The sequence below is a fragment of the Streptomyces sp. NRRL WC-3618 genome, assembly GCF_001280005.1.
In the GTDB taxonomy this organism is placed as follows: domain Bacteria; phylum Actinomycetota; class Actinomycetes; order Streptomycetales; family Streptomycetaceae; genus Streptomyces.
On record NZ_LGDW01000085.1, the window covers coordinates 23212 to 45971 of the forward strand.

The window sequence follows — 22760 nt, forward strand, 5'->3', positions numbered from 1 at the left end:
TGGGTCGGTCGGTGAACGTCACTTGTAGCGGGGCACCGGCGGCTTCGCCGACTCCGATTCGCTGCCGAGTGTCGGTGACAGCCACTTGTCGTACGACTTCTGCCAGTCGCCGTCCTGGCGGTACTGCTCCAGTATGCGATTGACCCGGGCAGCGAGGTCGTTCGCGCCCTTCTTCACCGCCACGCCGTAGTAGTCGGTGGTGAACGTGTTGCCCTTCAGTTCGACCGTCGGGTCCTGTGCCGCCTGGCTCGCGGCGAGCGCGCCGTCGGTCACCACGGCGTCCACCTGGCCGAGTTGGAGGCGGACGAGGCAGTCGAGCTGGCTGGGGACGGTCTTGTCTATGTCGGCGGTGGCCACCGCGGGCTTCTTCGCCGCCTTGTCCGCCTTCAGCTGCTCGAGCGCCGTGGAGCCCTTCGCCGAGCAGATCCGCTTGCCGTCGAGCGTCTTGTCGTACCCCTTGATGGTGGAACTCTTGGGCGCCAGGACCTGCTGGCCGGTGAGGAAGTACGGGGCGGAGAACGACACGTCCTTCAGCCGGTCACAGGTGATCGTCATCGTGCGGACGATCATGTCGACGCGGCCGTCCTTGAGCGCCGGGATGCGCTGGTTGGTCGGGATGGCCTTGAACTTGACAGCGTCCTTGTCGCCGAGGATGTCCTGCGCGATCCGGTGGACCAGGTCGATGTCGAAGCCCTCCAGCTCCGCCGACCTGCCGCCGTTCGGATCGCGGTAGCCCCAGCGGTAGCTGTTCTGGTCGACGCCGACCACGAGCCGCCGGTCCGCGCGGCTCTTGATCTCCTCGATCGTCCTCCCGTCCAGCGACGACGGCTGAGGGCTCTGGTCCTGCGGGTTGCGGCACGCCGCCGCGGCGCTCGCCTGGGTGGCCACGGCGACCCTCTGGCCACCGGTGCCCGCACTGCCGCCGCCGCGCGACTGGGTCAGCGGGAGCAGCAGCGCGAAGGCCACCGCGAGGGCGCAGACGGCCGCCATCGCCCCCACACCGCCCCACCCCCGCAGCCCGGCCCGCAGGACCCTCAGGCCGGTGCGCAGACTCCGCTCAAGCCGTTGTGCGTTCATCGTCACGCCCCCTCTCATCGCCCGAACTCCCTTGCCGCCGAACTCCCTTGTACCGCCTCGTGCCGCATCAGCGGTACTCCGACAGCCTGCGCCCGATGCCGAGCACCGCTCCCGCCGCACCCAGCACGGCAAGGCCCGCGGCTCCCAGGGGGAGGCCGGTCATCGCGTCCCTGCCGTTCGCGGCCGCCTGGGCGAACTCCGTCTGCTCATGCCCGATGGCTGTCTTCAGCGCCGTGTCGACACTGTCGAAGCACTCGCCCGTCGGCTTGTCGCCCTTGTCGCCGATGACGCGGGCCAGCGCCTGCTGGAAGTCACCGGACTCGTACTCGTCCCGCGCCTTCTTGTGGCGCTTCTCCCACTCCTCCATGCCCCCGACGGCCGTCGCGACCGGTGCCTTGCCCGGCCGGTCGTCGGCGAGGCGCTCGGCCTCGGTCAGTCCCTTGCCGAGGGCTTTCATCTCCGTACGGAAGTTGTTGTCGTACGTGTCGACGACGTCGCCGTCGGCCAGTTTGACCGTCTCCGCGCCGCGCGCCACCAGCGTCAGGTTCTCGTTGCCGCGCGCCTTCAGGGAGGCGATCCGGGCGTCGTGCAGCACGTTCAGCGAGCGGATGCCGTGGTCGTAGGAGTCATTGAGCCCCGAGCGGGCGAAACTCTGCCCGGCGACCAGCCACAGCAGGACGACCGTCGCGGTGGCTGTCGCCGCGACCAGACCGTGGTTCAGCACCCGGTTCGTACGCCGGTAGTTGCGCCGCTGGGCCCAGACCAGGGCGCCGAGCACGGCGACGCCGAGACCGATCGCCGCCCATGGGTACGAGGTCGCGTCCGCGTAGTCGGAGCGCAGCCGCTGGTTCTCCTTGGCGTAGAGCTTCTCCGCCTGCGGGAGCATCTGCGTCTGCATTGTGTCGTTCGCCAGCCGCAGGTACGAGCCGCCGACCGGGAAGCCCAGCCGGTTGTTGGCGCGGGCCCGCTCGATGTAGCCCGTGTACTCCGACAGCAGCTTGTTGAGACGGGCGATGGTCGTCGCGGACTCGGAGCCCGGCGCGGAGTTGGTCGCGGCGGCGGAGAGCTTGTCCGCGGCGTTGCGGATGTCCCGCTGGTAGCGGTCGCGGGTGGTCGCCGTCTCGTCACCGCCGGCCAGGAAACCGCTGGAGGCGGCGGTGTTGGCGTCCGCGAGGGAGCTGTAGATGTCCGCGGCGGCGGAGCTGAGGGGCTGGCTGTTGTGCAGCACGTCGTCCGCCGCCGACGAACGGTCGGTCATCTGCCAGGCGGTGACGGCGCCGAACGCGACGACGAGCACCGCGAGCAGGGCGCCGATGATCCGCAGCCGGCCGGGCTCGGTGGTCGCCGCGGCCCGCAACTGGTCGACGCCCTCGGCGAAGGCGGTGCGGCGCGGGGGCTGGGGGACACCGGGAACAGGGCCCCTGCCCCCCTGCGAGGGAATCGCGGGCAGGCCCGAGGCGGTGGACGCACCGGACGCGCCCGAGGTGCCGGAACCGCCCGGCGAGCCGGGCGTCGGTGGTGCCGCACTGCTCGTAGATGTCACTGTGACCTCCCCCATGGTCATCCGTCACCGCCAGTATCGCCCCCGGCACTGACAATCCGCACCGACCTTGACTTGATCTTGATCGGATCGCAGCGAGGCCGGGGCGTGTCGCGGTGAGCGGTGTGTGCCGGGGTGCGCTGCCCCGCATTCGGCCACATACGCGCTCCCCGCACCACCCCTCTGCCCATGAATACGCCGGAGGAATCTGTTCGGTTCCCGTACGAAGCAGGTCAGACCTCGTAGAAGCGCCGTACGCGCGCGTGCGCCTCCGCCGGGGCGTTCGTGTGGTCCAGGCCCAGCAGCGCCGCCCCCAGGACCGGTCGTGCCGTCACCACCCGGGCGAACGCCTTGGGGGCCCGGGCGGCCAGCAGTTCGGTGATGCGGTCCGTCAAGCGGGCGTGCCGGGCCGCCAGTACACCCCCGCCGAGCAGGACCGGGGTCTCCTCGTCGAGGAGGCCGAGGCGGCCGAGCGCGACCGAGGCCATGGCCACCACCTCGTCCGCCAGCCGGTCCACCAGCGCGCCCGCCACCGGGTCACCGTCCGCCGCCGTGGCGAACAGCACCGGCGTCAGCTCATGGCGCCGCGCGTTGTCGACGTCCCCCAGATGCAGGGCCTCGATCAGCGCGTACATGGAGGTGAGCCCGAAGTGGGCGGGCAGGGCGGACATCAGGGCCGTCGGACCGCCCCGACCGTCCTCCGCCCGCGCCGCGTGCCACATGGCCTCCTCGGCCAGACCCCAGCCACCGCCCCAGTCGCCGGAGATCCGCCCCAGCGCGGGGAAGCGAGCCGTGCGGCCGTCCGGAGTCATGCCGACGCAGTTGATGCCGGCGCCACAGACGACGGCGACTCCGCGCGGCTCGGTGATCCCGGCCCGCAGGATCGCGAAGGTGTCGTTGCGTACGTCGACACTCGCGCCCCACGCGCGTGCGTGCAGCGCGGCGGCGAACTGCTGTTCCTCCACGGGGAAGTCGGCGTTCGCCAGACAGGCCGAGACCCGGTCGACGGACGAGACCCCGGCGGCGCCGAAGGCCTCGGCGACGGCGTCGGCGAGCCCGGAGACCGCGACGTCCAGTCCGTCGGTCGGCGGCCGGAACCCCCCGCCGCGCGCCGTGGCCAGCACCTCCCCGTCGGCCGCGACCACCGCCACGTCGGTCTTGCTGTTGCCGGCGTCGACGGCGAGGACGTGTGCGGTCATGCCCACGCGAGATGCTCCCGGTTGTGCGCGATCAGGGTGTCGGTCAGGGTGTCCGCGTAGTCGTACTGGCCGACGAGCGGATGTGCGAGCAGCGCCCGGAAGACCCGGTTGCGCCCGCCGTGCAGCGCGGCCTCCAGCGCCAGTTCCTCGTAGGCGGTGACGTTGGCGATCAGCCCCGCGTACAGCGGGTCGACAGCCGGGACGGCCAGGGGAGCGGCCCCCGCCCGGCCCACCGCGGCCTGCGTCTCGATGACCGCGTCGTCCGGGAGGAAGGGCAACGTGCCCTTGTTGTACGTGTTCACCACCTGGTAGGGACTGCCGCCCCCGCCCAGCAGCGACGCGGCCAGATCCACCGCCGCCTCCGAGTAGAAGGCGCCGCCGCGCTTGGCCAGCAGCTCCGGTTTCTCGTCCAGGGCCGGATCGCCGTACATCCGCAGCAGTTCCTCCTCCATCGCCGCCACCTCGGCCGCCCGGGAGGGCTTGGTGCGCAGCTCGCGTACGACGCTGTCGTGGGCGTAGTAGTACCGCAGGTAGTAGGACGGCACCGTCTCCAGCCGGTCCAGGACCGTACGCGGAAGGCGGAGGTCGTCGGCGATCCGGTCGCCGTACTCGCTGAGCAGCCGGGGCAGGACGTCCTCGCCCTCGGGGCCGCCGAGGCGGACGCCCGTCTCCCAGGTGAGGTGGTTGAGGCCCACGTGGTCCAGGTGGACGTCGGCCGGGGTCACCCCCAGCAGGGCGGCGAACTTCCGCTGGAAGCCGATCGCCACGTTGCACAGGCCGACCGCCTTGTGGCCGGCCTGGAGCAGGGCGCGGGTGACGATGCCCACCGGGTTGGTGAAGTCGATGATCCAGGCGTCCGGGTTGGTCCGCCGGACGCGCTCGGCGATGTCCAGGACGACCGGCACCGTGCGCAGCGCCTTGGCGAGGCCGCCCGCGCCGGTCGTCTCCTGGCCGACGCAGCCGCACTCCAGCGGCCATGTCTCGTCCTGCTGCCTGGCCGCCTGGCCACCGACGCGGAGTTGGAGCAGGACGGCGTCGGCGCCCTCGACACCCTTGTCCAGGTCGTCGGTTGTGGTGATCTTGCCGTTGTGACCCTGCTTGGCGAAGATGCGCCGGGCGAGCCCGCCGACCAGCTCCAGGCGTTCGGCGGCCGGGTCGACGAGCACCAGCTCCTCTATGGGCAGGGTGTCCCGCAACCGGGCGAAACCGTCGATGAGTTCGGGGGTGTAGGTCGAACCGCCGCCGACCACGGTGAGTTTCATGAATGCATCAACCCTTTACGCCGGTGAGAGTGACGCCTTCGACGAACGCCTTCTGGGCGAAGAAGAACACGACGAGTACGGGGGCCAGGACCAGCACGGTCGCGGCCATGGTGAGGTTCCAGTCGGTGTGGTGGGCGCCCTTGAAGGACTCCAGGCCGTAACTCAGCGTCCACGCGCCCGGGTTCTCGGAGGCGTAGATCTGCGGGCCGAAGTAGTCGTTCCAGGCGTTGAAGAACTGGAAGAGGGCGATGGCGGCGATTCCGGGCTTCGCCATCGGCAGGACGACCCTGAGCAACGTGCGCAGGTCCCCGCAGCCGTCCACCTTCGCCGCGTCCAGATACTCGTTCGGGATGGTCATCAGGAACTGGCGCAGCAGGAAGATCGAGAACGCGTCGCCGAACGCCAGCGGGGTGATCAACGGCCACAGTGTGCCGGACAGGTCCAGCTGCTTCGCCCAGAACAGGTACATCGGGATGACGACCACCTGGGGCGGCAGCATCATCATCGAGATGACCAGCATGAGCGTCAGATTGCGGCCCCGGAAGCGGAACTTGGCCAGCGCGTACGCCACGGGGACGGACGAGACGACGGTCAAGGCGGTGCCCAGTCCGGCGTAGATCAGGGTGTTCTTCCACCAGGTGAGAAAGCCCGGGGTGTCGAAGACCTTGCGGTAGTTGGACCACTCCCAGGTGTGCGGGATCAGGTCCCGGCTGAGGGCCTGCGAGTCGCTCATCAGCGAGGTCAGGAACACGAACACGAAGGGCAGGGTGAAGAAGAGGGCCGCCGCGACGCCGAGGGAGTGGACCGCGATCCATTCCAGCAGTGCCTTACGGCGGGCCGTGCGCTCGGCGGGCGTGGCGGGGGCCTTCAACTCCACCGGCCGTTCGAGTAGATGAGTGGTGTCCTGGGTCATGTCAGTCATGTCAGTCACCTGCCTGGATGAGGCCGCCCCGGCGCCGCATCAACAGCGCGGTGAACGCCATCGACAGGGCGAACAGGACCAGGGCGACGACACAGGCGGAGCCGTAGTCGAAGCGCTGGAAGCCGAGGTTGTAGACGAGTTGGGGGAGGGTGAGCGTGGAGTGCTCGGGGTAGCCGGGCTCGAACGTGGTGCCCGCGCCCTGGATCACACCCGAGGCGACCTTTCCGGCCACCAGTGGCTGCGTGTAGTACTGCGTCGCCCCGATGACGCCGGTGACGACGGCGAACATGATGATCGGCGAGATGTTCGGCAGCGTGACGAACCGGAACCGCTGCCAGGGCGTCGCGCCGTCCAGCTCGGCCGCCTCGTACTGCTCCCTCGGTACGTCGAGCAGGGCGGCCATGAAGATCACCATCAGGTCGCCGACGCCCCACAGGGCCAGCATGGTGAGCGCCGGCTTGGACCAGCTGGGGTCGTTGAACCAGCCCGGCGCCGGGATGCCGATCCTCTCCAGGAGGGAGTTGACCGGTCCCGTACCGGGGTTGAGGAGGAACGCGAACGCCATGGTCGCGGCGACCGGCGGGGCCAGGTAGGGCAGATAGAAGAGGGTGCGGAAGATCCCCGTACCCGTCTTGATCTTCGTGATGAGCATGCCGATCCCGAGTCCGAACAGGACACGGAGGATCACCATGATCACGACCAGCCACAGGGTGTTGCGCAGGGCGGGCCAGAAGTAGGGGTAGGACTCGAAGACGTACGCCCAGTTCTTCGTTCCGCTCCAGGTCGGCGGCTTGAAGCCGTCGTAGTGCATGAACGAGAAGTAGACCGTGGAGATCATCGGGTACGCGAAGAAGACCGTGAAACCGATCAGCCAGGGCGAGAGGAAGGCGAGGGTGCGCAGCCTCGAACGCCGGTGCTTCGCCCGCAGGGTGTAGGTGGCGGCCATGGCTACTTCGCCTGCGCGATGTCCGTGTCGATCTGCGCCGCCGCCTTCTTCAGGCCCGCCTTCAGGTCGGTGGCCTTGCCGCTCTCGTAGTCGTAGCCGAGCTGCTGGATGGTGGTGAGGTAGACGCCGCCGTTGATCGAGGCCGGCGACGTGGTGGAGTGGGGGTTCGCGGCGATGTCGAGGAAGGTCTTGAAGCGCGGGTCGTACTTCAGCTTCGGGGACTTCAGGGCCTCGAGCGTGGAGGGCACGTTGTGGATCGCGTTGGAGAAGCCGACGACCGCGTCCGTGTCCGTGGTGATGTACTTGACCAGTTCCCAGGCCGCGTTCTGCTTCTTGCTGGTGGCCGCGATACCGGCGATGGTGCCGGTGATGTAGCCCTTGCCGTACTGGTCGGCCTTGTCGTCGGGCACGGGCAGCGGGGCGACGCCGATCTCGAAGCCGGGCTTCGCGTCCAGCGCCATCCCGAGGCGCCACTCGCCGTCGAGCTGCATGGCCACCTGGCCGGTCTGGAAGGGGTGCTTGGGGCCCCACTCGTCACCGAGCCCGGAGCGGAACTTCTCCAGCTTCTGGAAGCCGCCCAGCTCGTCCACGAGCTTCTTCTGGAGGGCCATGGCGTCGGCGACGGCCGGGTCGGTGGCGACCGTCGACTTGCCGGACGTGTCGAAGTACGTCGGCCCGAACTGGCCCATGTAGTGCTCGGTGGTCGTCTCCCAGCCGTGGTAGTCCGGCATGAATCCGAGCTGCTTGTACGTGTCGCCCTGGGGAACCGTCAGCTTCTTGGCGTCGGCCTCGAACTCCGACCAGGTCTTCGGCGGGCCGGCGATCCCGGCCTTCTGGAAGGCGGTCTTGTTGTAGTACAGGCCGTAGGCGTCGCCGAGCAGCGGGACGGCGCAGCGGTCGCCTTCGTACTGGGTGTACTCGCTCATCGCCTTCGGGAAGGTGGTCGCCGGGTCGATGCCCGCCTTCTTGAACAGCGGGTTCAGGTCGACCAGCGCGCCCGACGAGCAGAACTTGCCGACGCCGTTGGTGGTGAACGACGAGATCACGTCCGGCGCCTTGCTGCCGCCCGCGCGCAGCGCCTGGTTCATCTTGTCGTCGGTCATGTTGCCGACGACATCCACATGGATGTTCGGGTGGACCTTCTCGAAACCGGCGATCAGCGCCTTCACGCCCGCCACCTCGTTGGGCGCGCTCCAGGCGTGCCAGAAGGTGATGGTCGTGTCCTTGGACGGGTCGTCGGAGGCTCCGGACGACGTCTGGCCCGTACAGGCCGTGGCCAGGAGGGCTGTCGAGGCGGTCACGGCGAGGGCGGAGGCGACTTTTCTGGATATTCCGGGCATGGCGAGGTCTCCCAGGGAAGGGCGTGGCAGGGCAGGACTGGTGAGGGGTGAGGAAGGGGGTGCGGGGGCGGTGAGGAAGTGGGGTGCGGGGCGGCTCAGCGGGAGGTGTCGAAGACCTCGTCGCGGGTGGTCGCGAGGGCGCTCTCCAGCGCGCCCCGCAGCACGGGATGTTCGCGTACGTCGCCCACGACCAGCCGGGGGCGGGCCGCGGCCAGTTCCTCCAGCTCGGCCTGGACCAGACCGCGCAGGGGTTCGCCGCCCGCGGTGAGGGAGGCGCCGCTGAGGACGACGAGTTCGGGGTCGAGGACGGAGACGAGCGAGGCCAGACCGGTGGCCAGGCCCGTCGCGTACGTTTCGAGGAGCCGCCGGTGGGGGCCCGCGTCGATGTCGGCGGCCTGGGCGACGAGGGCGGCGGCGACCTCGGCGTACGGGCCCTCGGGGACGGGGCTGATGCCCAGTTCGCGGGCGAGCCGGGGGATGACCTGCGAACCGGCGAGTTCCTGGTAGCCGCCGCTGCCGGCCCTGCTGACCTGCCGGACGAGGGGTGTGCCCGGCACGGGCAGGAAACCGACCTCGCCGGCGCCGCCGGTCCAGCCGCGGTGCAGCCGGCCGCCGAGGACGAGCGCGGCGCCGAGTCCGCCCTCGTTCCACAGGAGCACGAAGTCGTCGTGCCCTCTGGCCGCGCCGAGCCGTTGTTCGGCGATGGCGACGAGGTTCACGTCGTTCTCGTACTCCACCGGCATCGGCAGCGCGGCGGCGAGTTCGTCGAGGAGGGCTGGGGAGTGCCAGCCCGGGAGGTGGGAGGCGTAGCGCAGCCGGCCGGTGCCCGGGTCGAAGGCGCCCGGCGTCCCGATGACGAGCCGCCGCAGATCGCCGCGGGCCAGCCCCGCCGCCTTCACGGCACCGTCCAGGGCCTCGGTGACCTGCTGGACGACGGGCCGGGCGGGGCGTTTGCCGGGGGTGGGCAGTTCGTACTCGCCTACCGTCTTGCCGGTGATGTCGGCGACGGCGGCGAGGACGCGCTCGGGGGTGACGTCGAGCCCGGCGGCGTACGCGGCGGTCGGGTTGACCTCGTACAGCTGGGCGTTGGGGCCGGGGCGGCCCTCGCTGGTGCCGGTCGCCAGGACGAGTCCGGCCGCTTCCAGGCGGGCGAGGAGCTGTGAGGCGGTCGGCTTGGAGAGGCCGGTGAGCTTCCCGATCCGGGTGCGGGACAGGGGGCCGTGCTCCAGGAGGAGGTCCAGGGCGGCCCGGTCGTTCATGGCGCGCAGGACGCGGGGGGTGCCTGGCGTGCCTGCGGTTCCTGCCATGGGCGTCTGCACCTGCCTTTCCGTGGCCCAGTTTTTCACGGTCATCGGGAGTGGTTGTTCCCAATGACTGTTAGGAAAGTTTCCTATTGGATGGCGTGAAGATAGGACCGGACCAAGGGGGACGTCAAGGGGCAATGAGCGAGGAATGAGAGAGGCGGCGCCCCCGGATCGGGGACGCCGCCTCTGTCGTACAGGCTTTCGTGCAGGCTGCTGACTGTCGGGTACCGGCTACCTGCCGGGCCGCGCCGGTGCGATCGGGGACGCCGCCTCCACCTGGGGGGAGCCGCTGTTCGAGTACACCGAGGGGGGTGCGACCGCTGCCGTCGGGTCCGCGTCGGGGTCCTCCTCCGGGATGACCGTGGTGCCGCCCACGATGCGGATGCCCGCCGCGTCCAGGGCCCGCTTGACGCGCCAGCGCAGTTCGCGCTCCACCGTCAGGGACTTGCCCGGCATCGTCTTCGCCGTGAGCCGGACGACCATCGAGTCCAGGAGCACGCTGTCCAGGCCCAGGCTCTCGATCGGGCCCCACAGCAGCTCGTTCCAGGGCTCCTCGCGGCTCATCTTCTCGCTGACCTCGTCGAGCGTCGCCTTCATTCGGTCCAGGTCCACATGCGCGCTCACGGTCACGTCGACGCCGGCTGTCGCCCAGCCCTGGGAGAGGTTGCCGATGCGCTTGACCTCGCCGTTTCGCACGTACCAGATCTCGCCCTGGTCGCCGCGCAGCTTCGTCACCCGCAGGCCCACCTCGATCACCTCGCCTGACGCCACCCCCGCGTCGATCGTGTCCCCGACGCCGTACTGGTCCTCCAGGATCATGAACACGCCCGAGAGGAAGTCCGTCACCAAGTTGCGGGCGCCGAAACCGATCGCCACGCCCGCGACACCGGCGGAGGCGAGCAGCGGGGCCAGGTTGATCTGGAACGCGGCGAGGACCATCAGGGCCGCGGTGCCCAGGATGATGAAGCTCGCCACCGAGCGCAGCACGGACCCGATCGCCTGGGAGCGCTGGCGACGGCGTTCGACATTGACCAGCAGGCTGCCGAGGGCCATGCCGCCGGCCGGGCCGTCGGCCGGCTGGACCGTGCGGTTCATGCGGTCGATCAGCTTGGTGATGGCCCGCCGTACCACCGCTCTCAGCACGACCGAGATCACCAGGATCAGCAGGACCTTGAGTCCGATGGCCAGCCAGGTGGACCAGTTCTGCTGGACCCAGCTGGCGGCGTTCGTCGCGCTCTCCTGAGCGTCCTGGAACGACGGGACCACCACGGCCGGTGACTCCGAGGGAATCGGTGACGGCGGCGGACCGGCGGCGAGCAGGGACACGGGGGACCTCCAAAGCTGTCTGCCTCCGGTACGGATGGTTACGGCGGGCGGCTCGACGGTGAGCGCGTCGTTCAGGTCACGGAAAGGTCACCGGAAGGGCAGACCCACCACACTAACGGGGGAGCGTGTGTGGATCCGCGCCATGTTCGAGGGAGAGAACGTGCCCACCTGGGGATGAAGAGGGTGTGGTCCCGGGGCATGAACACAAGGTGTGGTCGAAAACACTCCCAGCCCGTTACCGGGACGTGGTGGCGCTGCCGCCGGGCGAGAGGGGAGACTGACTACAGATCGTCCCGGCGCGAGCCACGCGCCGCCGACGCCCAAGGAGGCATCCGTGCCGCATGTCCTGGTACTCAACGCGTCGTACGAGCCACTCGGCGTCGTACCGCTCCACCGCGCGCTCGTCCTCGTCCTGGAGAACAAGGCAGTCTCCCTCGAGGAATCAGGCGCCTTCATGCACAGCGCGACTGTTACTGTCCCCGCACCCAGCGTGGTCCGGCTGAAGAGGTTCGTCCGGGTTCCCTACCGGGGGCCCGTTCCACTGACCCGTAGGGCTCTGTTCGCCCGCGACGGTGGCCGGTGCATGTACTGCGGCGCCGCCGCGACCAGTGTCGACCACGTCATCCCGCGTTCCCGCGGCGGTCAGCACCGCTGGGACAACGTGGTGGCGTCGTGCCGCCGCTGCAACCACACCAAGGCGGACCGCCATCTCTTCGAGATCGGCTGGCGGCTGCGCCACAAACCCGCCCCGCCCACCGGTCTCGCCTGGCGCATCATCGGCACCGGGCACAGGGACCCGCGCTGGCTGCCCTACCTGCAGCCGTACGGCGCGGACGACGCGATGGCCCGGATCGACGGCATCTCAGCCTGACGTTCGGGCTTTCCCATATCTGAATACGGAGTGCCAGCACAGTTGTGCGAGTTGTTCGTACGGCACGGATGCGATCCGGCCCCGGGAACCCCCGTTCCCCAGGGCCGGATCAGTCATGCCCGCCCGCTCACACGTACCGCAGCTCCGCCGGACGCAGCGACCTGCGCAGCAACGGCAGCGAGGTCGCCGCGGCGAGCAGACAGAACAGGTACACCGCCGGTGGGACCAGCAACGCCGTGAACGGGACCGAGCGGCTGCCGTCGTGGGCGATCAACGCGAACCAGCCGCCGATCAGCAGGCCCCCGCCGCCCGCCAGCAGCAGCGCCGGCGCCAGCGGCAGGGCCGTCTCCAGGAGCAGCGCCCGGCCGAGCACCGCACGCGGCACTCCGGCGGCGACCTGCGCCGCCAGGCCCCGGCGGCGGGTCGCCACCGACTCGGCGGTGCCGACGCCGAGCCCGCACAGCGTGATCAGCAGTGCGACCAGGACGGCGGCCCCGGTCAGGTCGACGCCGGTCGTGTAGAACGACATGGGCGAGGCCAGCATGTCGTCGCCGCGCGCACGGAGCGAGGTCAGCAGCACCTCACGGACACCGACGAACCCCGTGCCCACGGTGGTCACCAGCAGCACCGCCGCATGGGTGCGCGCGGCGGCCCACGGGTCGTCGCGCAGCCGCTCCGCCGCGATCAGCGTCGCCGGATCGGCGGTACGCGCCGCGAGGATCCGCCCCGTGAACCGGGCGGTGGCGCCGGTCAGCCACAGGGCGCCCACCCCGGTGCCGATCACCACGGCGAACACCAGCCCCGGCGCGGTCTCGTACCCGCCGAACGTGGCCGGCGCCATCAGCAGCCCCACGAACAGCAGACCCAGGGCCGCCATCGGGACCGGCATCCCCGGACCACGCCCCTCGCCCGGAGGCACCCGCCGTACCCGGCCCAGCGGCGAGGCGACCACGCGGCGCAGCGCCGTGACGCTCACCAGCGCGCCCACCACCGGCACGGCCACCGCGACCAGGGCGAACCCGGGCCAGAGGAGGGCCGGCGGCTGCCGCCACTCGCGCAGCAGGAACAGCACGGACCATACGGTGGCGAGCGCCGCGCCGAGCAGACAGGCGAGCCCCGTCTCCAGCGCCGCGATCCGCCGCACCTGCGCCGCGCCGGCCCCCGCCAGCCGCAACGCGGCCAGCCGCCGGTCCCGGTGCACGGCCCCGACCCGCGCACACTGGCCGAGAAACCCGAGCACGGGCACGAGCAGCAGTACGAGGACGAGGACCACGCCGGAGCGTTCGCCGGGCTGGTCCAGCAGCCCGTTGCCGAGGGGCACGTCGCGGTACCCGCGTACCGAGGCGATGGCCAGGGCGGCCAGCGCGAACCCGGTCGCGAGAGCGGCCCCCACCGCCGTGAGCGCGACCCGCCACCACTCCCGCCGGTCGGACCCCCGGGTGAGCAGCCAGGCAAGCCGCAGATCGGCCCGGAGCGCACGGGCCGGGCGGGCACCCGCTCCCGGGATCCTCGAGATCATCGTCGTGGACGTCACTGGGCAACCTCCGCCGAGGTCGCGGCACCGGTGGCCGCCACCGTGCCGTCGCTCAGCCTCAGCTCGCGGTCCGCGTACGCCGCCACCTGGGCGTCGTGCGTGATCAGCAGGACCGCTGCGCCGGACTCGCGGGCCGTGTGGGTGAGCGCCGTCATCACCTGCTCGCCCGCGAGGGAGTCCAGCGCGCCGGTCGGCTCGTCGGCGAAGACCACCTTCGGGCCGGTGACCAGGGCCCGGGCCAGCGAGACGCGCTGCGCCTGGCCGCCGCTCAGCTCGCCGGGCCGCAGCACCTGTTGCCCGAGCACCCCGAACCGCTCCAGCCACTCGCCCGCCCGCTCGTGCGCCGCCGCGCGCGCCGTCCCCGCGAGCAGCAGCGGCAACGCCACGTTGTCGAGCACGGTCAGCTCCGGAATCAGCTGCCCGAACTGGAAGACGACCCCGAACTCCGTGCGCCGCAGCTCGCTCAGCCGCCGCTCGGGCAGCGTGTCGAGCCGCTCCCCGCCGTACTCGACGGTGCCCGCGTCCGGCCGGACGATCCCCGCCAGGCAGTGCAGCAGCGTCGATTTTCCGCTGCCGCTGGCTCCCGTGACGGCAAGGATCTCGCCGGCCCGCAGCTCGACCGAGGCGCCGCGCAGGGCGTGTGTCCTGCCGTGGGACTTGGACAGATGGCGGGCCGCCAGCAGTGGTGGAGGGGCGGCGTTTTCGGACGGGCCCCCGTTTGTGATGGTCATGCCGTTTCTACCTCCGCGGTCAGTGTGGTGAGCCGGGCCGCCGTGGTGGTCATCCAACGGAGGTCGGCGTCAAGGTGGTTGAGGGCGTAGTCCGCCGAGAGCACGGTCGACAGATCCGAGGCCGGCGAGGTCTTGACCGCCGTAAGCTCCCGCATCCGGGCCATGTGCGCGGCCCGCTGGTCCAGCAGATACGCGGCCGGGTCCCCGTCGGCCAGGATCGAGACGACGACCTTGGCGAAGATCTCGTTGACGACGTGCGGCGCGGGTGCGCTGATCTGCCGTACCCAGTCGGCGAGTTCACGCTCCCCGTCGCCGGTCGCCCGGTACTTCGTCCGCTCCGGACCGCCGTCCGCGTCGGTGCCGTCGACCTCCGCGAGCCCGTCGCGTACCAGGCGCTGCAAGGTCGTGTAGACCTGCCCGTAGGCCAACGGGCGGGCCTGCGGGAAGCGTTCGTCGTGCCGTCGCTTGAGGTCGTAGCCATGGCTCGGCCCTCCGGCGAGCAGCCCCAGCAGGATGTGACGGGTGCTCATGCGGATCATTATGCATCGAGTACATGTACTGAGTGAATAGTCGAAGGGAGAGGGGGCGGGCGGATGGTGGGTGAGGGGCGTGCGTGGCGGGAATCCGGCGGGCTTCGACCACAGGCCGACGGAAGAACCGCGGAATGTGACCGGCGGTACCGTGGTTCGTCCGTTCATCCACGTCTGCGGCCGCGCCCACTGGGTAGGCCTGCGAAAGAAACCCGCCAATCGCCGTCAGCCGTCGTACGCGACAAGGAGGCCTCCGTGGCCGTACCGGCCTACATCTTCACCGCCGAGAGCGCGTCCGCCGAGGCGCCGCTCACCAGTGAGCCGCCGCTGCCCGCCGCCGAGCCCCTCACCAGTGAGCCCCCGCTCGCCGACGCGGAGGCGATGACGAGCGAGCACGCCGACGCCGAAGCGGACCCCACGGGACTGTACGAGGGCCCGGTCGCGGCGCTGTCGGACCTCGCGGGGCTGTAGATGTCCGTACACACGCCGGCCGAGCCCGCCGGGAGTCACCAGAGCGGCCAGGAGGGCCGGTCCGAGGAACGGCGCGCGCTCGCCCGCCTCGCCGAACTGCACGGCGTCGCCCCCTCCTTCAACCCCTCCCCGGACCGTACGGTCGACGCCTCCGACTCCGCGCTCGTCGCCGTGCTGGCCGCGCTCGGCGTCGACGCGACCACCCCGGACGCCGTCCGGGCCGCCCTCGCCACCCGGGAACGGGAACTGGCGGCGCGACTGCTGCCGCCGACCGTCGTGTGCGGCGCCGACGGTACGGCGACCGCGCTGGCACATCTTCCCGAGGGCACCCGGCTGCGCATCCGCACCGAACAGGGCGAGATCTGCGACTCCGTCGACCTACTCCCGCCCGGAATCCACGAGTTGGACGCCCTCGCACCCGACGGCCGCACCGCCCGCGCCCACCTCGTCGTCGCCCCGGCCCGACTGCCCACGCCCACCGGACGCTCGTACGGCCTCCTCGTCCAGCTCTACTCCCTGCTGTCCCGGCGCTCCTGGGGCATGGGCGACCTGGGTGATCTCGGGGAGCTGAGTGACTGGGCCGGGCGGGCACTCGGCGTTGGATTCGTGCAGGTCAACCCGTTGCACGCGGCCGTTCCCGGGGCGCCGACCGACCCGTCCCCCTACCGCCCGTCCTCCCGACGCTTCCCTGATCCCGTACATCTGCGGGTCGAGGCCGTCCCGGAGTTCGCGTACATCCAGGCGCCCGAGGACCGTGAGCGGGTGCGCGGGCTGCTGGAGCGGGCCGGGCGGCTGCGGGAGTCGGTGCTCGACAAGGGCGCGCTGATCGACCGGGACGCCGTATGGGAACTCAAGCGCGAGGCACTGGAGTTGGTGTGCGCCGTACCGCTCGGGCCCGGACGGCGGGCCGCGTACGCCGACTTCCTCGCGCGGGCCGGTGAGGCGCTGGAGGACCACGCCACCTGGTGCGCGCTGGCCGAGAGGCACGGCTCGGACTGGTCGCGCTGGCCGGCCGGTCTCCAGGACCCCCGGTCGGCCGAAACCGCCCGCGCACGGGGCGAGTTGATGGACCGCGTCGACTTCCACTCCCGCCTCGCCTGGCTCACCGACACCCAACTCGCCGACGCCCAGCGCACGGCACGCGACGCGGGCATGCCGGTCGGGATCGTGCACGACCTCGCGGTCGGCGTGCATCCCGGGGGCGCCGACGCCTGGGCGCAGCAGGAGTACTTCGCGGCCGGCATGTCGGTCGGCGCGCCCCCGGACGCGTTCAACGCGCGCGGCCAGGACTGGGGCCTGCCACCCTGGCGGCCGGACCGCCTGGCCGAGTCCGGCTACGCCCCGTACCGCCAACTGCTGCGGTCCCTCTTCGGCTACGCGGGCGCCCTGCGCATCGACCACGTCATGGGCCTGTTCCGGCTCTGGTGGGTGCCCCAGGGCCTGGCGCCGACGGAGGGGGCGTACGTCCGGTACGACGCCGAGGTGATGCTCGCCGTCCTCGCGCTGGAGGCCTCGCGGGCCGGGGCGGTCGTCATCGGCGAGGACCTGGGAACCGTCGAACCGGGGGTGCGGGAGACGCTGCACGAACGCGGGGTGCTCGGCACGTCCGTGCTGTGGTTCGAACGGGACTGGGACGGCGACGGGCGCCCCCTGCCCCCCGACCACTGGCGCGCCGACTGCCTCGCCACCGTCACCACCCACGACCTGCCGCCCACCGCAGCCCGCCTCACCGGCGAGCACGTCGAACTGCGCGACCGGCTGGGCCTGTTGACCAACCCTCTGGCCGAGGAGCGGGCCGACGCCGCCGCCGACACGAACGAGTGGCTGACCCTGCTCTCCCGCCTTGACCTGCTGAAGGGGGCGGCGGAGGAGGCCGAGATCCAGGCCGTCCACCGCTATCTGCTGCGCACCCCCGCCCGCATGATCGGCGTCTGGCTCCCGGACGGCGTCGGCGACCGCCGCCCGCAGAACCTGCCGGGTACGTGGGACCAGTACCCGAACTGGCGGCTGCCCATCGCCGACGCGGAGGGCCGGCCCATGACGCTGGAGGAGCTCGCGGGGTCGTCGCGGCTGTGGGCGCTGATGGAGGTGCTGCGGGAGGGCGGGTGACCGTGCCGGGAGCCCGTCGTGGGGCGCCCGGTCCCCTCATACGGCACCCCGGGCGCGCGGCCCCGCCGGGCGTTCGCTACTTTTGCACCGTGGACAACAAGAACGCCCTGCGCGCCGGCGCCCTGGTGGCCGGCACGACGCTGATGATGCTGCTCATGACGTCTCCCGCGCTCGCGGTCGCCCGCGACGACGGTGACGACCCCGGCCCCGGCCTGAGCGTCATCGAGACGCTGGGCCTCTACGTTGTCGCCCCGATCGGTCTGTTCGCGATCATCGCGGGTCTGGTGATGGTCCTGGACAGGTCCTCGGACCGCGCTCCCAAGGTCGCCAAGCCCGCCAAGGCGAAGGCCTGACCTTCCGGGCTACGGCCTGACCTTCCGGGCCACGGTCTGACCTCTCGTACCGAGGGCGCCGTTCTCATCCCGTCCGTCATGGGGTGACAACGCCGCCCTCGGCGTGTTCTCAGCCGTCCGTCGCCGCCAGCAACTCCCGCAGCAGGTCGGCCAGTTGGCCGGCCTTCCCGGCGTCGAGGGCGGCCAGGGCCCGGGTCTGGGCGGCGACACCGGCACCCACCGCTTCGTCGACGCGGCTCAGCCCGTCCTCCGTGAGGGTGACCTGGAGGCCGCGCCGGTCATGGGGATCGGGGGAGCGGCGGACAAGCCCGGCCCGCTCCAGCTTGTCGAGACGGCCCGTCATCCCGCCGGTGGTGAGCATCAGCGTCGACGACAGCTGACGCGGCGAGAGCGTGTACGGCTCGCCCGCCCGGCGCAGGGTCGCGAGCACGTCGAACTCGCCGCGCGCGATCCCGAAGGGCGCGTACGCCTTCTCCGTACGGTCGCCCATGGTGCGCGCGAGCCGGTAGATACGGCCGAACACCTCCATCGCGGCGGTGTCGAGATCGGGCCGCACCACCGCCCACTGGTCGATGATCGCGTCGACGGAGTCCCTGCGCTGCGGCGGCTGTGCACTCATGCGCCGAGTATCGCCGAGCAGGGGGCGAACAGTCACTCGCGAGAAAGTAGCTCGGCAGTAACTCAGTAGTGGCTCAGGTAGCTCTCAGGTAGCTTGACGGAAATTAGCTTAGCGCTAAGCTACTTACTGCCGACCTACTCTGCAGCTTCGAAGGATGCGCCGCATGTCCGCGAACCGCTCCGCCCTCGTCCCCGTCATAGCCCTCACCGCCCTGGCACCCATCTCCTGGGGCACCACCTACGCGGTCACCACCGAGTTCCTCCCGCCCGACCGCCCCCTCTTCACCGCCCTGCTGCGCGCCCTGCCCGCCGGTCTCGTGCTGCTCGCGCTGACCCGGGTACTGCCGCGCGGCGCCTGGTGGTGGAAGGCGACCGTCCTGGGCGCGCTCAACATCGGCGCCTTCTTCCCGCTGCTGTTCCTGTCCGCGTACCGGCTGCCGGGCGGTATGGCGGCGGTCGTCGGGTCGGTCGGCCCGCTCTTCGTCGCCGGGCTCGCGACGCTGCTCCTGGGCGAACGTCCGTCCGTACGCACCCTGCTCACCGGGGTCGCGGCGGCGCTCGGCGTCAGTCTCGTCGTGCTGAAGGCGGCCGGGGCGCTGGACGCCGTGGGCGTACTGGCCGCCCTCGCCTCCACCGCGTCGATGTCGACGGGCACCGTCCTGACGAAGCGCTGGGGCCGCCCGGACGGCGTGGGCCCGCTCGCCCTCACCGGCTGGCAACTGACCGCCGGCGGGCTGCTCATCGCGCCCCTCGCCGCGCTCGTCGAGGGCGCCCCGCCCGCGCTGGACGGCCGGGCCGCCGCCGGGTACCTCTACCTCGCGCTGGCGAACACGGCGGTGGCGTACTGGCTCTGGTTCCGTGGCATCGGCCGCCTCACCGCGACCCAGGTCACCTTCCTCGGCCCACTGTCCCCGCTGACCGCCGCGTTCGTCGGCTGGGCGGCCCTCGGCCAGGCACTGACACCGGTCCAACTGGCGGGAATGGGACTGGCGTTCGGGGCGACCGTGGCGGGGCAGACAGGGGTGCGCCGGACCGACGCCCCGGTGAGGGCGTCGGCGGTGGCGGCCTCGGAATCCGGGGCGGGGGAGGGACGGCTTCCCGTCCTGATGTCGCGTCGCTGAGCGCCCCCCGATACGCCGAACGGCGCGCCCCGGTAGATCGGGGCGCGCCGTTCGACAAGGCGCTCAGTGCGAGTCGGTGACCTATGAGGGTCGGTCGGTGACCTACGAGGCCGCCGCGTCCGCCGCCTGGGCCTTCAGGGCGCGCTCGACACCGGAGCGGGACTCCGAGACGAGCCTCTTCAGGGCGGCGTTCGGCTCGGCGGAGGCCAGCCAGGCGTCCGTCTTCGCCAGGGTCTCCTGGGACACCTGGACGGCCGGGTAGAAGCCGATGGCGATCTGCTGGGCGATCTCGTGCGAACGCGAGTCCCAGGCCTCCTTGACCACCGCGAAGTACTTGTCGGTGTACGGCTCGAGCAGTTCGCGCTGGTCGGTCTGGACGAAGCCCCCGATCACCGCCTCCTGGAGGGCGTTCGGCAGCTTGTCGGACTCGATGACCGACGCCCACGCCTCCGCCTTGGCCTCCGGCGTCGGACGCGCGGCCCGGGCGGCGACGGCGTGCCGCTCGCCGGCGGCCGTTTTGTCCCGCTCGTACTCGCCCGCGATCTCGTCCTCGTCGAAGCGTCCGACGGCCGCCAGTCGCTGGACGAACGACCAGCGCAGCTCGGTGTCGACGGCGAGTCCCTCGATGGTCTGCGTGCCCTCGAGCAGGGCGTCCAGCAGGTCCAACTGCTCCGGCGTACGGGCCGTGGCCGCGAAGGCGCGGGCCCAGGCCAGCTGGTGGTCGGAACCCGCCTCGGCGGACCGGAGGTGGGCGAGCGTGGCGTCCGTCCAGCGGGTCAGCAGCGCCTCGCGGGCGGCCGGGTCGGCGTACAGGTCGATCGCCAGCTTCACCTGCCGCTGGAGCGACTGCACGACGCCGATGTCCGACTCCTTGCCGATGCCCGACAGGACGAGGGAGAGGTAGTCGTGGGTGGCCAGTTCCGCGTCGCGGGTCATGTCCCAGGCGGAGGCCCAGCACAGCGCGCGCGGGAGCGACGCGTCGAAGTCGCCCAGGTGTTCGGTGACGAACGCGAGGGACGCGTCGTCGAGACGGACCTTGGAGTACGACAGGTCGTCGTCGTTGAGCAGGATCACGGCCGGACGACGCCTGCCGACCAGCTGCGGTACGGCCGTCAGCTCGCCGTCGACGTCCAGCTCGATACGCCCGTTCTCCTCGTCGCGCAGCAGCTTGCCGCTGTCCTCGTCGAGGTCGTACAGGCCGACGGCGATACGGTGCGGCCGCAGCGTCGGCTCACCCTTCGCGCCGGCGGGCAGGGCCGGGGCCTCCTGACGGATCGCGAACGACGTGATGACACCGTCCGCGTCCGTCTCGATCACGGGACGCAGGATGTTGATACCGGCCGTTTCCAGCCACGACTTCGACCACGCCTTCAGATCACGCCCGGAGGTCTCCTCCAGGGCGCCCAGCAGGTCGCTGAGGCGCGTGTTGCCGTACGCGTGCTGCTTGAAGTACGCCTGCACGCCCGCGAAGAACGCGTCCATGCCGACGTAGGCGACGAGCTGCTTCAGTACGGAGGCGCCCTTGGCGTACGTGATGCCGTCGAAGTTGACGAGGACGTCGTCGAGGTCGCGGATCTCGGCCATGATCGGGTGCGTGGACGGCAGCTGGTCCTGGCGGTACGCCCACGTCTTCATGGAGTTGGCGAAGGTGGTCCAGCTGTGCGGCCAGCGCGAGCCGGGGGCGTCCGCCTGGCACGCGATGGAGGTGTAGGTGGCGAACGACTCGTTCAGCCACAGGTCGTTCCACCACTCCATGGTGACGAGGTCGCCGAACCACATGTGCGCGAGCTCGTGCAGGATCGTCTCGGCGCGCGTCTCGTACGCGGCGTCGGTCACCTTCGACCGGAACACGTACTGGTCGCGGATCGTGACAGCGCCCGCGTTCTCCATGGCACCGGCGTTGAACTCGGGCACGAACAACTGGTCGTACTTCTTGAACGGGTACGCGTAGTCGAACTTCTCCTGGAACCACTCGAAGCCCTGCCGGGTCACCGCGAAGATGGCGTCGGAGTCGAGGAACTCGGCGAGCGAGGGCCGGCAGTAGATACCGAGCGGCACGGTCTGCCCGTCCGCCTCGTACACGCTGTGGACGCTGTGGTACGGCCCGACGATGAGCGCGGTGATGTACGAGGAGATGCGCGGCGTCGGCTCGAAACGCCAGACGTCGTCCTTGGGCTCCGGCGTCGGCGAGTTGGAGATGACGGTCCAGCCGGACGGCGCGGTCACCGTGAACTGGAAGGTCGCCTTGAGATCCGGCTGCTCGAACGACGCGAACACGCGGCGGGCGTCCGGCACCTCGAACTGCGTGTAGAGGTACGCCTGCTGGTCGACCGGGTCGACGAAGCGGTGCAGGCCCTCACCGGTGTTGGTGTACGCGCAGTCGGCGACGACCCGCAGTACGTTGCGCCCGGCGAGCAGGCCCGGCAGGGCGATCCGGGAGTCCTTGAAGACCTCGTCGGGGTCGAGAGCGTCTCCGTTGAGCGTGACCTCGAGTACGGCCGGGGCCACCAGGTCGATGAAGGACTCCGCGCCGGTGTCGGCGGAGTCGAAGCGCACCGTGGTCACGGACCTGTAGGTGCCGCCCTCCTGTGCGCCGGAGAGATCGAGCTCGATCTCGTACGAGTCAACGGTGAGCAGCTTCGCCCGCGCTTGCGCCTCTTCGCGGGTCAGGTTTGTGCCAGGCACGCGGTCATCTCCTCGTATGTGTGGGTTGCGCCATCCTTCCATGGGATCACCGGCGGAGGCGATGTCCACAACCCACCGCTGAGCGGGGTGGACGGCCCCTGGGCCCGGTGATCCCCAAGAGGCCGCGTTGTGCTGACGATGCGGGACGGAAGTTGGTTCCCGGGTGACGTGGAGGATGGATGGTAATACTACAAGTAGCCTTCATCTTCTTACTTAGTTACCATGGGGGTATGAAGATCAGTGTGAGTCTGCCTCAGGAGGACGTTTCCTTCGTCGACGAGTACGCGCAGAGAACAGAGGCGGCGTCGCGATCCGCAGTGATACACGACGCCATCGAACTACTGCGCGCCGCCCGGTTGGAGGAGGAGTACGCGGAGGCCTTCGCCGAATGGGACGGCAGCGAGGACGCGGCGTTCTGGGATCAGTTCTCGGCGGACGGACTCACCGATGAAGCGCGGTGACATCTACCTGGTCGACTACGAGCCGGCGCGCGGCAGTGAGGCCAACAAGGCGCGTCCGGCCGTGATCGTCTCGAACGACGGAGCCAACGCCGCAGTGGCTCGGACGAGGCTGGGCGTGGTGACGCTCGTGCCGCTCACGTCGAACACGTCGCGCGTGTACCCCTTCCAGGTGCTGCTGCCCGCGGAGGAGTGCGGCCTGCCGAAGGACTCCAAGGTCCAGTGCGAGCAGATTAGGGCCCTCGCGCCGGAGCGGCTGTTGCGAGCGATCGGCTCGGTCCCCCGGCAGCGGATGGCCGAGATCGATGTGGCGTTGCGGCGACACCTGGCGCTCTGAGTGCCTGCGCGAAAGGGGGTGCCCAC

General features: G+C 70.8%; 21 protein-coding genes. 7 read left to right on the forward strand and 14 right to left on the reverse strand.

Going from position 1 to position 22760, the window contains the following annotated elements:
• Nucleotides 1-18 precede the first annotated feature (18 nt).
• The 9 genes from ADL01_RS11225 to ADL01_RS11265 form a co-directional block, all read right to left on the reverse strand.
• Nucleotides 19-1077, reverse strand: coding sequence for a glutamate ABC transporter substrate-binding protein (locus ADL01_RS11225; protein ID WP_053741835.1), 1059 nt, complete (start codon nucleotides 1075-1077; stop codon nucleotides 19-21).
• Between the two features lie 67 nt (nucleotides 1078-1144).
• Nucleotides 1145-2635, reverse strand: a complete 1491-nt coding sequence (locus tag ADL01_RS11230; RefSeq protein ID WP_107090863.1) for a hypothetical protein — start codon at nucleotides 2633-2635, stop codon at nucleotides 1145-1147.
• Nucleotides 2636-2850: 215 nt separating this feature from the next.
• Nucleotides 2851-3822, reverse strand: coding sequence for an N-acetylglucosamine kinase (locus ADL01_RS11235; protein ID WP_053741795.1), 972 nt, complete (start codon nucleotides 3820-3822; stop codon nucleotides 2851-2853).
• Nucleotides 3813-5078, reverse strand: a complete 1266-nt coding sequence (locus ADL01_RS11240) for a 6-phospho-beta-glucosidase (protein WP_053741796.1) — start codon at nucleotides 5076-5078, stop codon at nucleotides 3813-3815. The genes ADL01_RS11235 and ADL01_RS11240 overlap by 10 nt, the downstream gene beginning before the upstream one ends.
• A 7-nt stretch (nucleotides 5079-5085) precedes the next feature.
• The gene (locus ADL01_RS11245) at nucleotides 5086-5991 is read right to left on the reverse strand and encodes a carbohydrate ABC transporter permease (RefSeq protein WP_053741837.1); all 906 of its coding nucleotides are present in this window, start codon (nucleotides 5989-5991) and stop codon (nucleotides 5086-5088) included.
• 10 nt (nucleotides 5992-6001) lie between these two features.
• Nucleotides 6002-6946 (reverse strand): carbohydrate ABC transporter permease, encoded by a 945-nt coding sequence (locus ADL01_RS11250; RefSeq protein WP_053741797.1) that lies wholly within the window; start codon nucleotides 6944-6946, stop codon nucleotides 6002-6004.
• A 2-nt stretch (nucleotides 6947-6948) separates the two neighbouring features.
• Complete coding sequence (locus ADL01_RS11255; protein WP_053741798.1) at nucleotides 6949-8286, reverse strand: ABC transporter substrate-binding protein; 1338 nt, start codon at nucleotides 8284-8286, stop codon at nucleotides 6949-6951.
• Nucleotides 8287-8381: 95 nt separating this feature from the next.
• Nucleotides 8382-9593, reverse strand: a complete 1212-nt coding sequence (locus ADL01_RS11260; protein ID WP_053741838.1) for an ROK family transcriptional regulator — start codon at nucleotides 9591-9593, stop codon at nucleotides 8382-8384.
• Between the two features lie 228 nt (nucleotides 9594-9821).
• Nucleotides 9822-10916 (reverse strand): mechanosensitive ion channel family protein, encoded by a 1095-nt coding sequence (locus tag ADL01_RS11265; RefSeq protein ID WP_199834799.1) that lies wholly within the window; start codon nucleotides 10914-10916, stop codon nucleotides 9822-9824.
• Between the two features lie 334 nt (nucleotides 10917-11250).
• On the opposite strand from ADL01_RS11265, the gene ADL01_RS11270 reads away from it, so the two are divergent.
• Nucleotides 11251-11787, forward strand: coding sequence for an HNH endonuclease (locus tag ADL01_RS11270; protein WP_053741800.1), 537 nt, complete (start codon nucleotides 11251-11253; stop codon nucleotides 11785-11787).
• 127 nt (nucleotides 11788-11914) lie between these two features.
• On the opposite strand, the gene ADL01_RS11275 is transcribed toward ADL01_RS11270, so the two are convergent.
• The 3 genes from ADL01_RS11275 to ADL01_RS11285 are packed head-to-tail and all read right to left on the reverse strand — an operon-like array spanning nucleotide 11915 to nucleotide 14582.
• Entirely contained in the window at nucleotides 11915-13306 is a 1392-nt protein-coding gene (locus ADL01_RS11275) for an FtsX-like permease family protein (protein ID WP_053741839.1), read from the reverse strand.
• A gap of 11 nt (nucleotides 13307-13317) precedes the next feature.
• On the reverse strand, nucleotides 13318-14052 hold the full coding sequence (locus ADL01_RS11280; protein WP_053741801.1) for an ABC transporter ATP-binding protein: 735 nt from the start codon (nucleotides 14050-14052) through the stop codon (nucleotides 13318-13320).
• A complete protein-coding gene (locus tag ADL01_RS11285) occupies nucleotides 14049-14582 on the reverse strand; it encodes a PadR family transcriptional regulator (RefSeq protein ID WP_053741802.1) in 534 nt (177 codons plus the stop codon). Before ADL01_RS11285 ends, ADL01_RS11280 begins: the two co-directional genes overlap by 4 nt.
• A gap of 255 nt (nucleotides 14583-14837) precedes the next feature.
• Here ADL01_RS11285 and ADL01_RS11290 point away from each other — a divergent pair, with 255 nt between their 5' ends.
• The 3 genes from ADL01_RS11290 to ADL01_RS11300 all read left to right on the forward strand — a co-directional run bounded on the left by ADL01_RS11290 (nucleotide 14838) and on the right by ADL01_RS11300 (nucleotide 17515).
• The gene (locus ADL01_RS11290; protein ID WP_053741803.1) at nucleotides 14838-15053 is read left to right on the forward strand and encodes a hypothetical protein; all 216 of its coding nucleotides are present in this window, start codon (nucleotides 14838-14840) and stop codon (nucleotides 15051-15053) included.
• Nucleotides 15054-17162: a 4-alpha-glucanotransferase gene (malQ, locus tag ADL01_RS11295; protein ID WP_234354588.1), complete on the forward strand. Its 2109-nt coding sequence runs from the start codon at nucleotides 15054-15056 to the stop codon at nucleotides 17160-17162.
• 89 nt (nucleotides 17163-17251) lie between these two features.
• Nucleotides 17252-17515 (forward strand): hypothetical protein, encoded by a 264-nt coding sequence (locus ADL01_RS11300; RefSeq protein WP_053741804.1) that lies wholly within the window; start codon nucleotides 17252-17254, stop codon nucleotides 17513-17515.
• A gap of 109 nt (nucleotides 17516-17624) precedes the next feature.
• On the opposite strand, the gene ADL01_RS11305 is transcribed toward ADL01_RS11300, so the two are convergent.
• Nucleotides 17625-18134 (reverse strand): MarR family winged helix-turn-helix transcriptional regulator, encoded by a 510-nt coding sequence (locus ADL01_RS11305; protein ID WP_053741805.1) that lies wholly within the window; start codon nucleotides 18132-18134, stop codon nucleotides 17625-17627.
• A gap of 163 nt (nucleotides 18135-18297) precedes the next feature.
• Between ADL01_RS11305 and ADL01_RS11310 the strand changes: the two genes are divergently transcribed.
• Nucleotides 18298-19254 carry an EamA family transporter gene (locus ADL01_RS11310; protein ID WP_053741806.1) on the forward strand — a complete coding sequence of 319 codons (957 nt, stop codon included), beginning with the start codon at nucleotides 18298-18300 and terminating at the stop codon, nucleotides 19252-19254.
• Nucleotides 19255-19356: 102 nt separating this feature from the next.
• Here ADL01_RS11310 and pepN read toward each other — a convergent pair whose 3' ends face one another.
• A complete protein-coding gene (gene pepN, locus ADL01_RS11315; protein WP_053741807.1) occupies nucleotides 19357-21939 on the reverse strand; it encodes an aminopeptidase N in 2583 nt (860 codons plus the stop codon).
• A gap of 230 nt (nucleotides 21940-22169) precedes the next feature.
• Between pepN and ADL01_RS11320 the strand changes: the two genes are divergently transcribed.
• Both ADL01_RS11320 and ADL01_RS11325 read left to right on the forward strand, forming a co-directional pair.
• On the forward strand, nucleotides 22170-22400 hold the full coding sequence (locus ADL01_RS11320; protein WP_053741841.1) for a ribbon-helix-helix domain-containing protein: 231 nt from the start codon (nucleotides 22170-22172) through the stop codon (nucleotides 22398-22400).
• On the forward strand, nucleotides 22387-22734 hold the full coding sequence (locus tag ADL01_RS11325) for a type II toxin-antitoxin system PemK/MazF family toxin (protein WP_053741808.1): 348 nt from the start codon (nucleotides 22387-22389) through the stop codon (nucleotides 22732-22734). Before ADL01_RS11320 ends, ADL01_RS11325 begins: the two co-directional genes overlap by 14 nt.
• The last annotated feature ends 26 nt before the right edge of the window (nucleotides 22735-22760 follow it).

Coding starts and splice junctions, on each gene's coding strand:
- ADL01_RS11305 (WP_053741805.1), bottom strand. CDS start 18,134: ATGAGTGCACAGCCGCCGCAGCGCAGGGACTCCGTCGACGCGATCATC.
- ADL01_RS11225 (WP_053741835.1), bottom strand. CDS start 1,077: ATGAACGCACAACGGCTTGAGCGGAGTCTGCGCACCGGCCTGAGGGTC.
- ADL01_RS11245 (WP_053741837.1), bottom strand. CDS start 5,991: ATGACCCAGGACACCACTCATCTACTCGAACGGCCGGTGGAGTTGAAG.
- ADL01_RS11260 (WP_053741838.1), bottom strand. CDS start 9,593: ATGGCAGGAACCGCAGGCACGCCAGGCACCCCCCGCGTCCTGCGCGCC.
- ADL01_RS11320 (WP_053741841.1), top strand. CDS start 22,170: ATGAAGATCAGTGTGAGTCTGCCTCAGGAGGACGTTTCCTTCGTCGAC.
- ADL01_RS11280 (WP_053741801.1), bottom strand. CDS start 14,052: ATGACCATCACAAACGGGGGCCCGTCCGAAAACGCCGCCCCTCCACCA.
- ADL01_RS11230 (WP_107090863.1), bottom strand. CDS start 2,635: ATGGGGGAGGTCACAGTGACATCTACGAGCAGTGCGGCACCACCGACG.
- ADL01_RS11250 (WP_053741797.1), bottom strand. CDS start 6,946: ATGGCCGCCACCTACACCCTGCGGGCGAAGCACCGGCGTTCGAGGCTG.
- ADL01_RS11310 (WP_053741806.1), top strand. CDS start 18,298: ATGTCCGCGAACCGCTCCGCCCTCGTCCCCGTCATAGCCCTCACCGCC.
- malQ (WP_234354588.1), top strand. CDS start 15,054: ATGTCCGTACACACGCCGGCCGAGCCCGCCGGGAGTCACCAGAGCGGC.
- ADL01_RS11275 (WP_053741839.1), bottom strand. CDS start 13,306: ATGATCTCGAGGATCCCGGGAGCGGGTGCCCGCCCGGCCCGTGCGCTC.
- ADL01_RS11285 (WP_053741802.1), bottom strand. CDS start 14,582: ATGAGCACCCGTCACATCCTGCTGGGGCTGCTCGCCGGAGGGCCGAGC.
- ADL01_RS11325 (WP_053741808.1), top strand. CDS start 22,387: ATGAAGCGCGGTGACATCTACCTGGTCGACTACGAGCCGGCGCGCGGC.
- ADL01_RS11240 (WP_053741796.1), bottom strand. CDS start 5,078: ATGAAACTCACCGTGGTCGGCGGCGGTTCGACCTACACCCCCGAACTC.
- ADL01_RS11255 (WP_053741798.1), bottom strand. CDS start 8,286: ATGCCCGGAATATCCAGAAAAGTCGCCTCCGCCCTCGCCGTGACCGCC.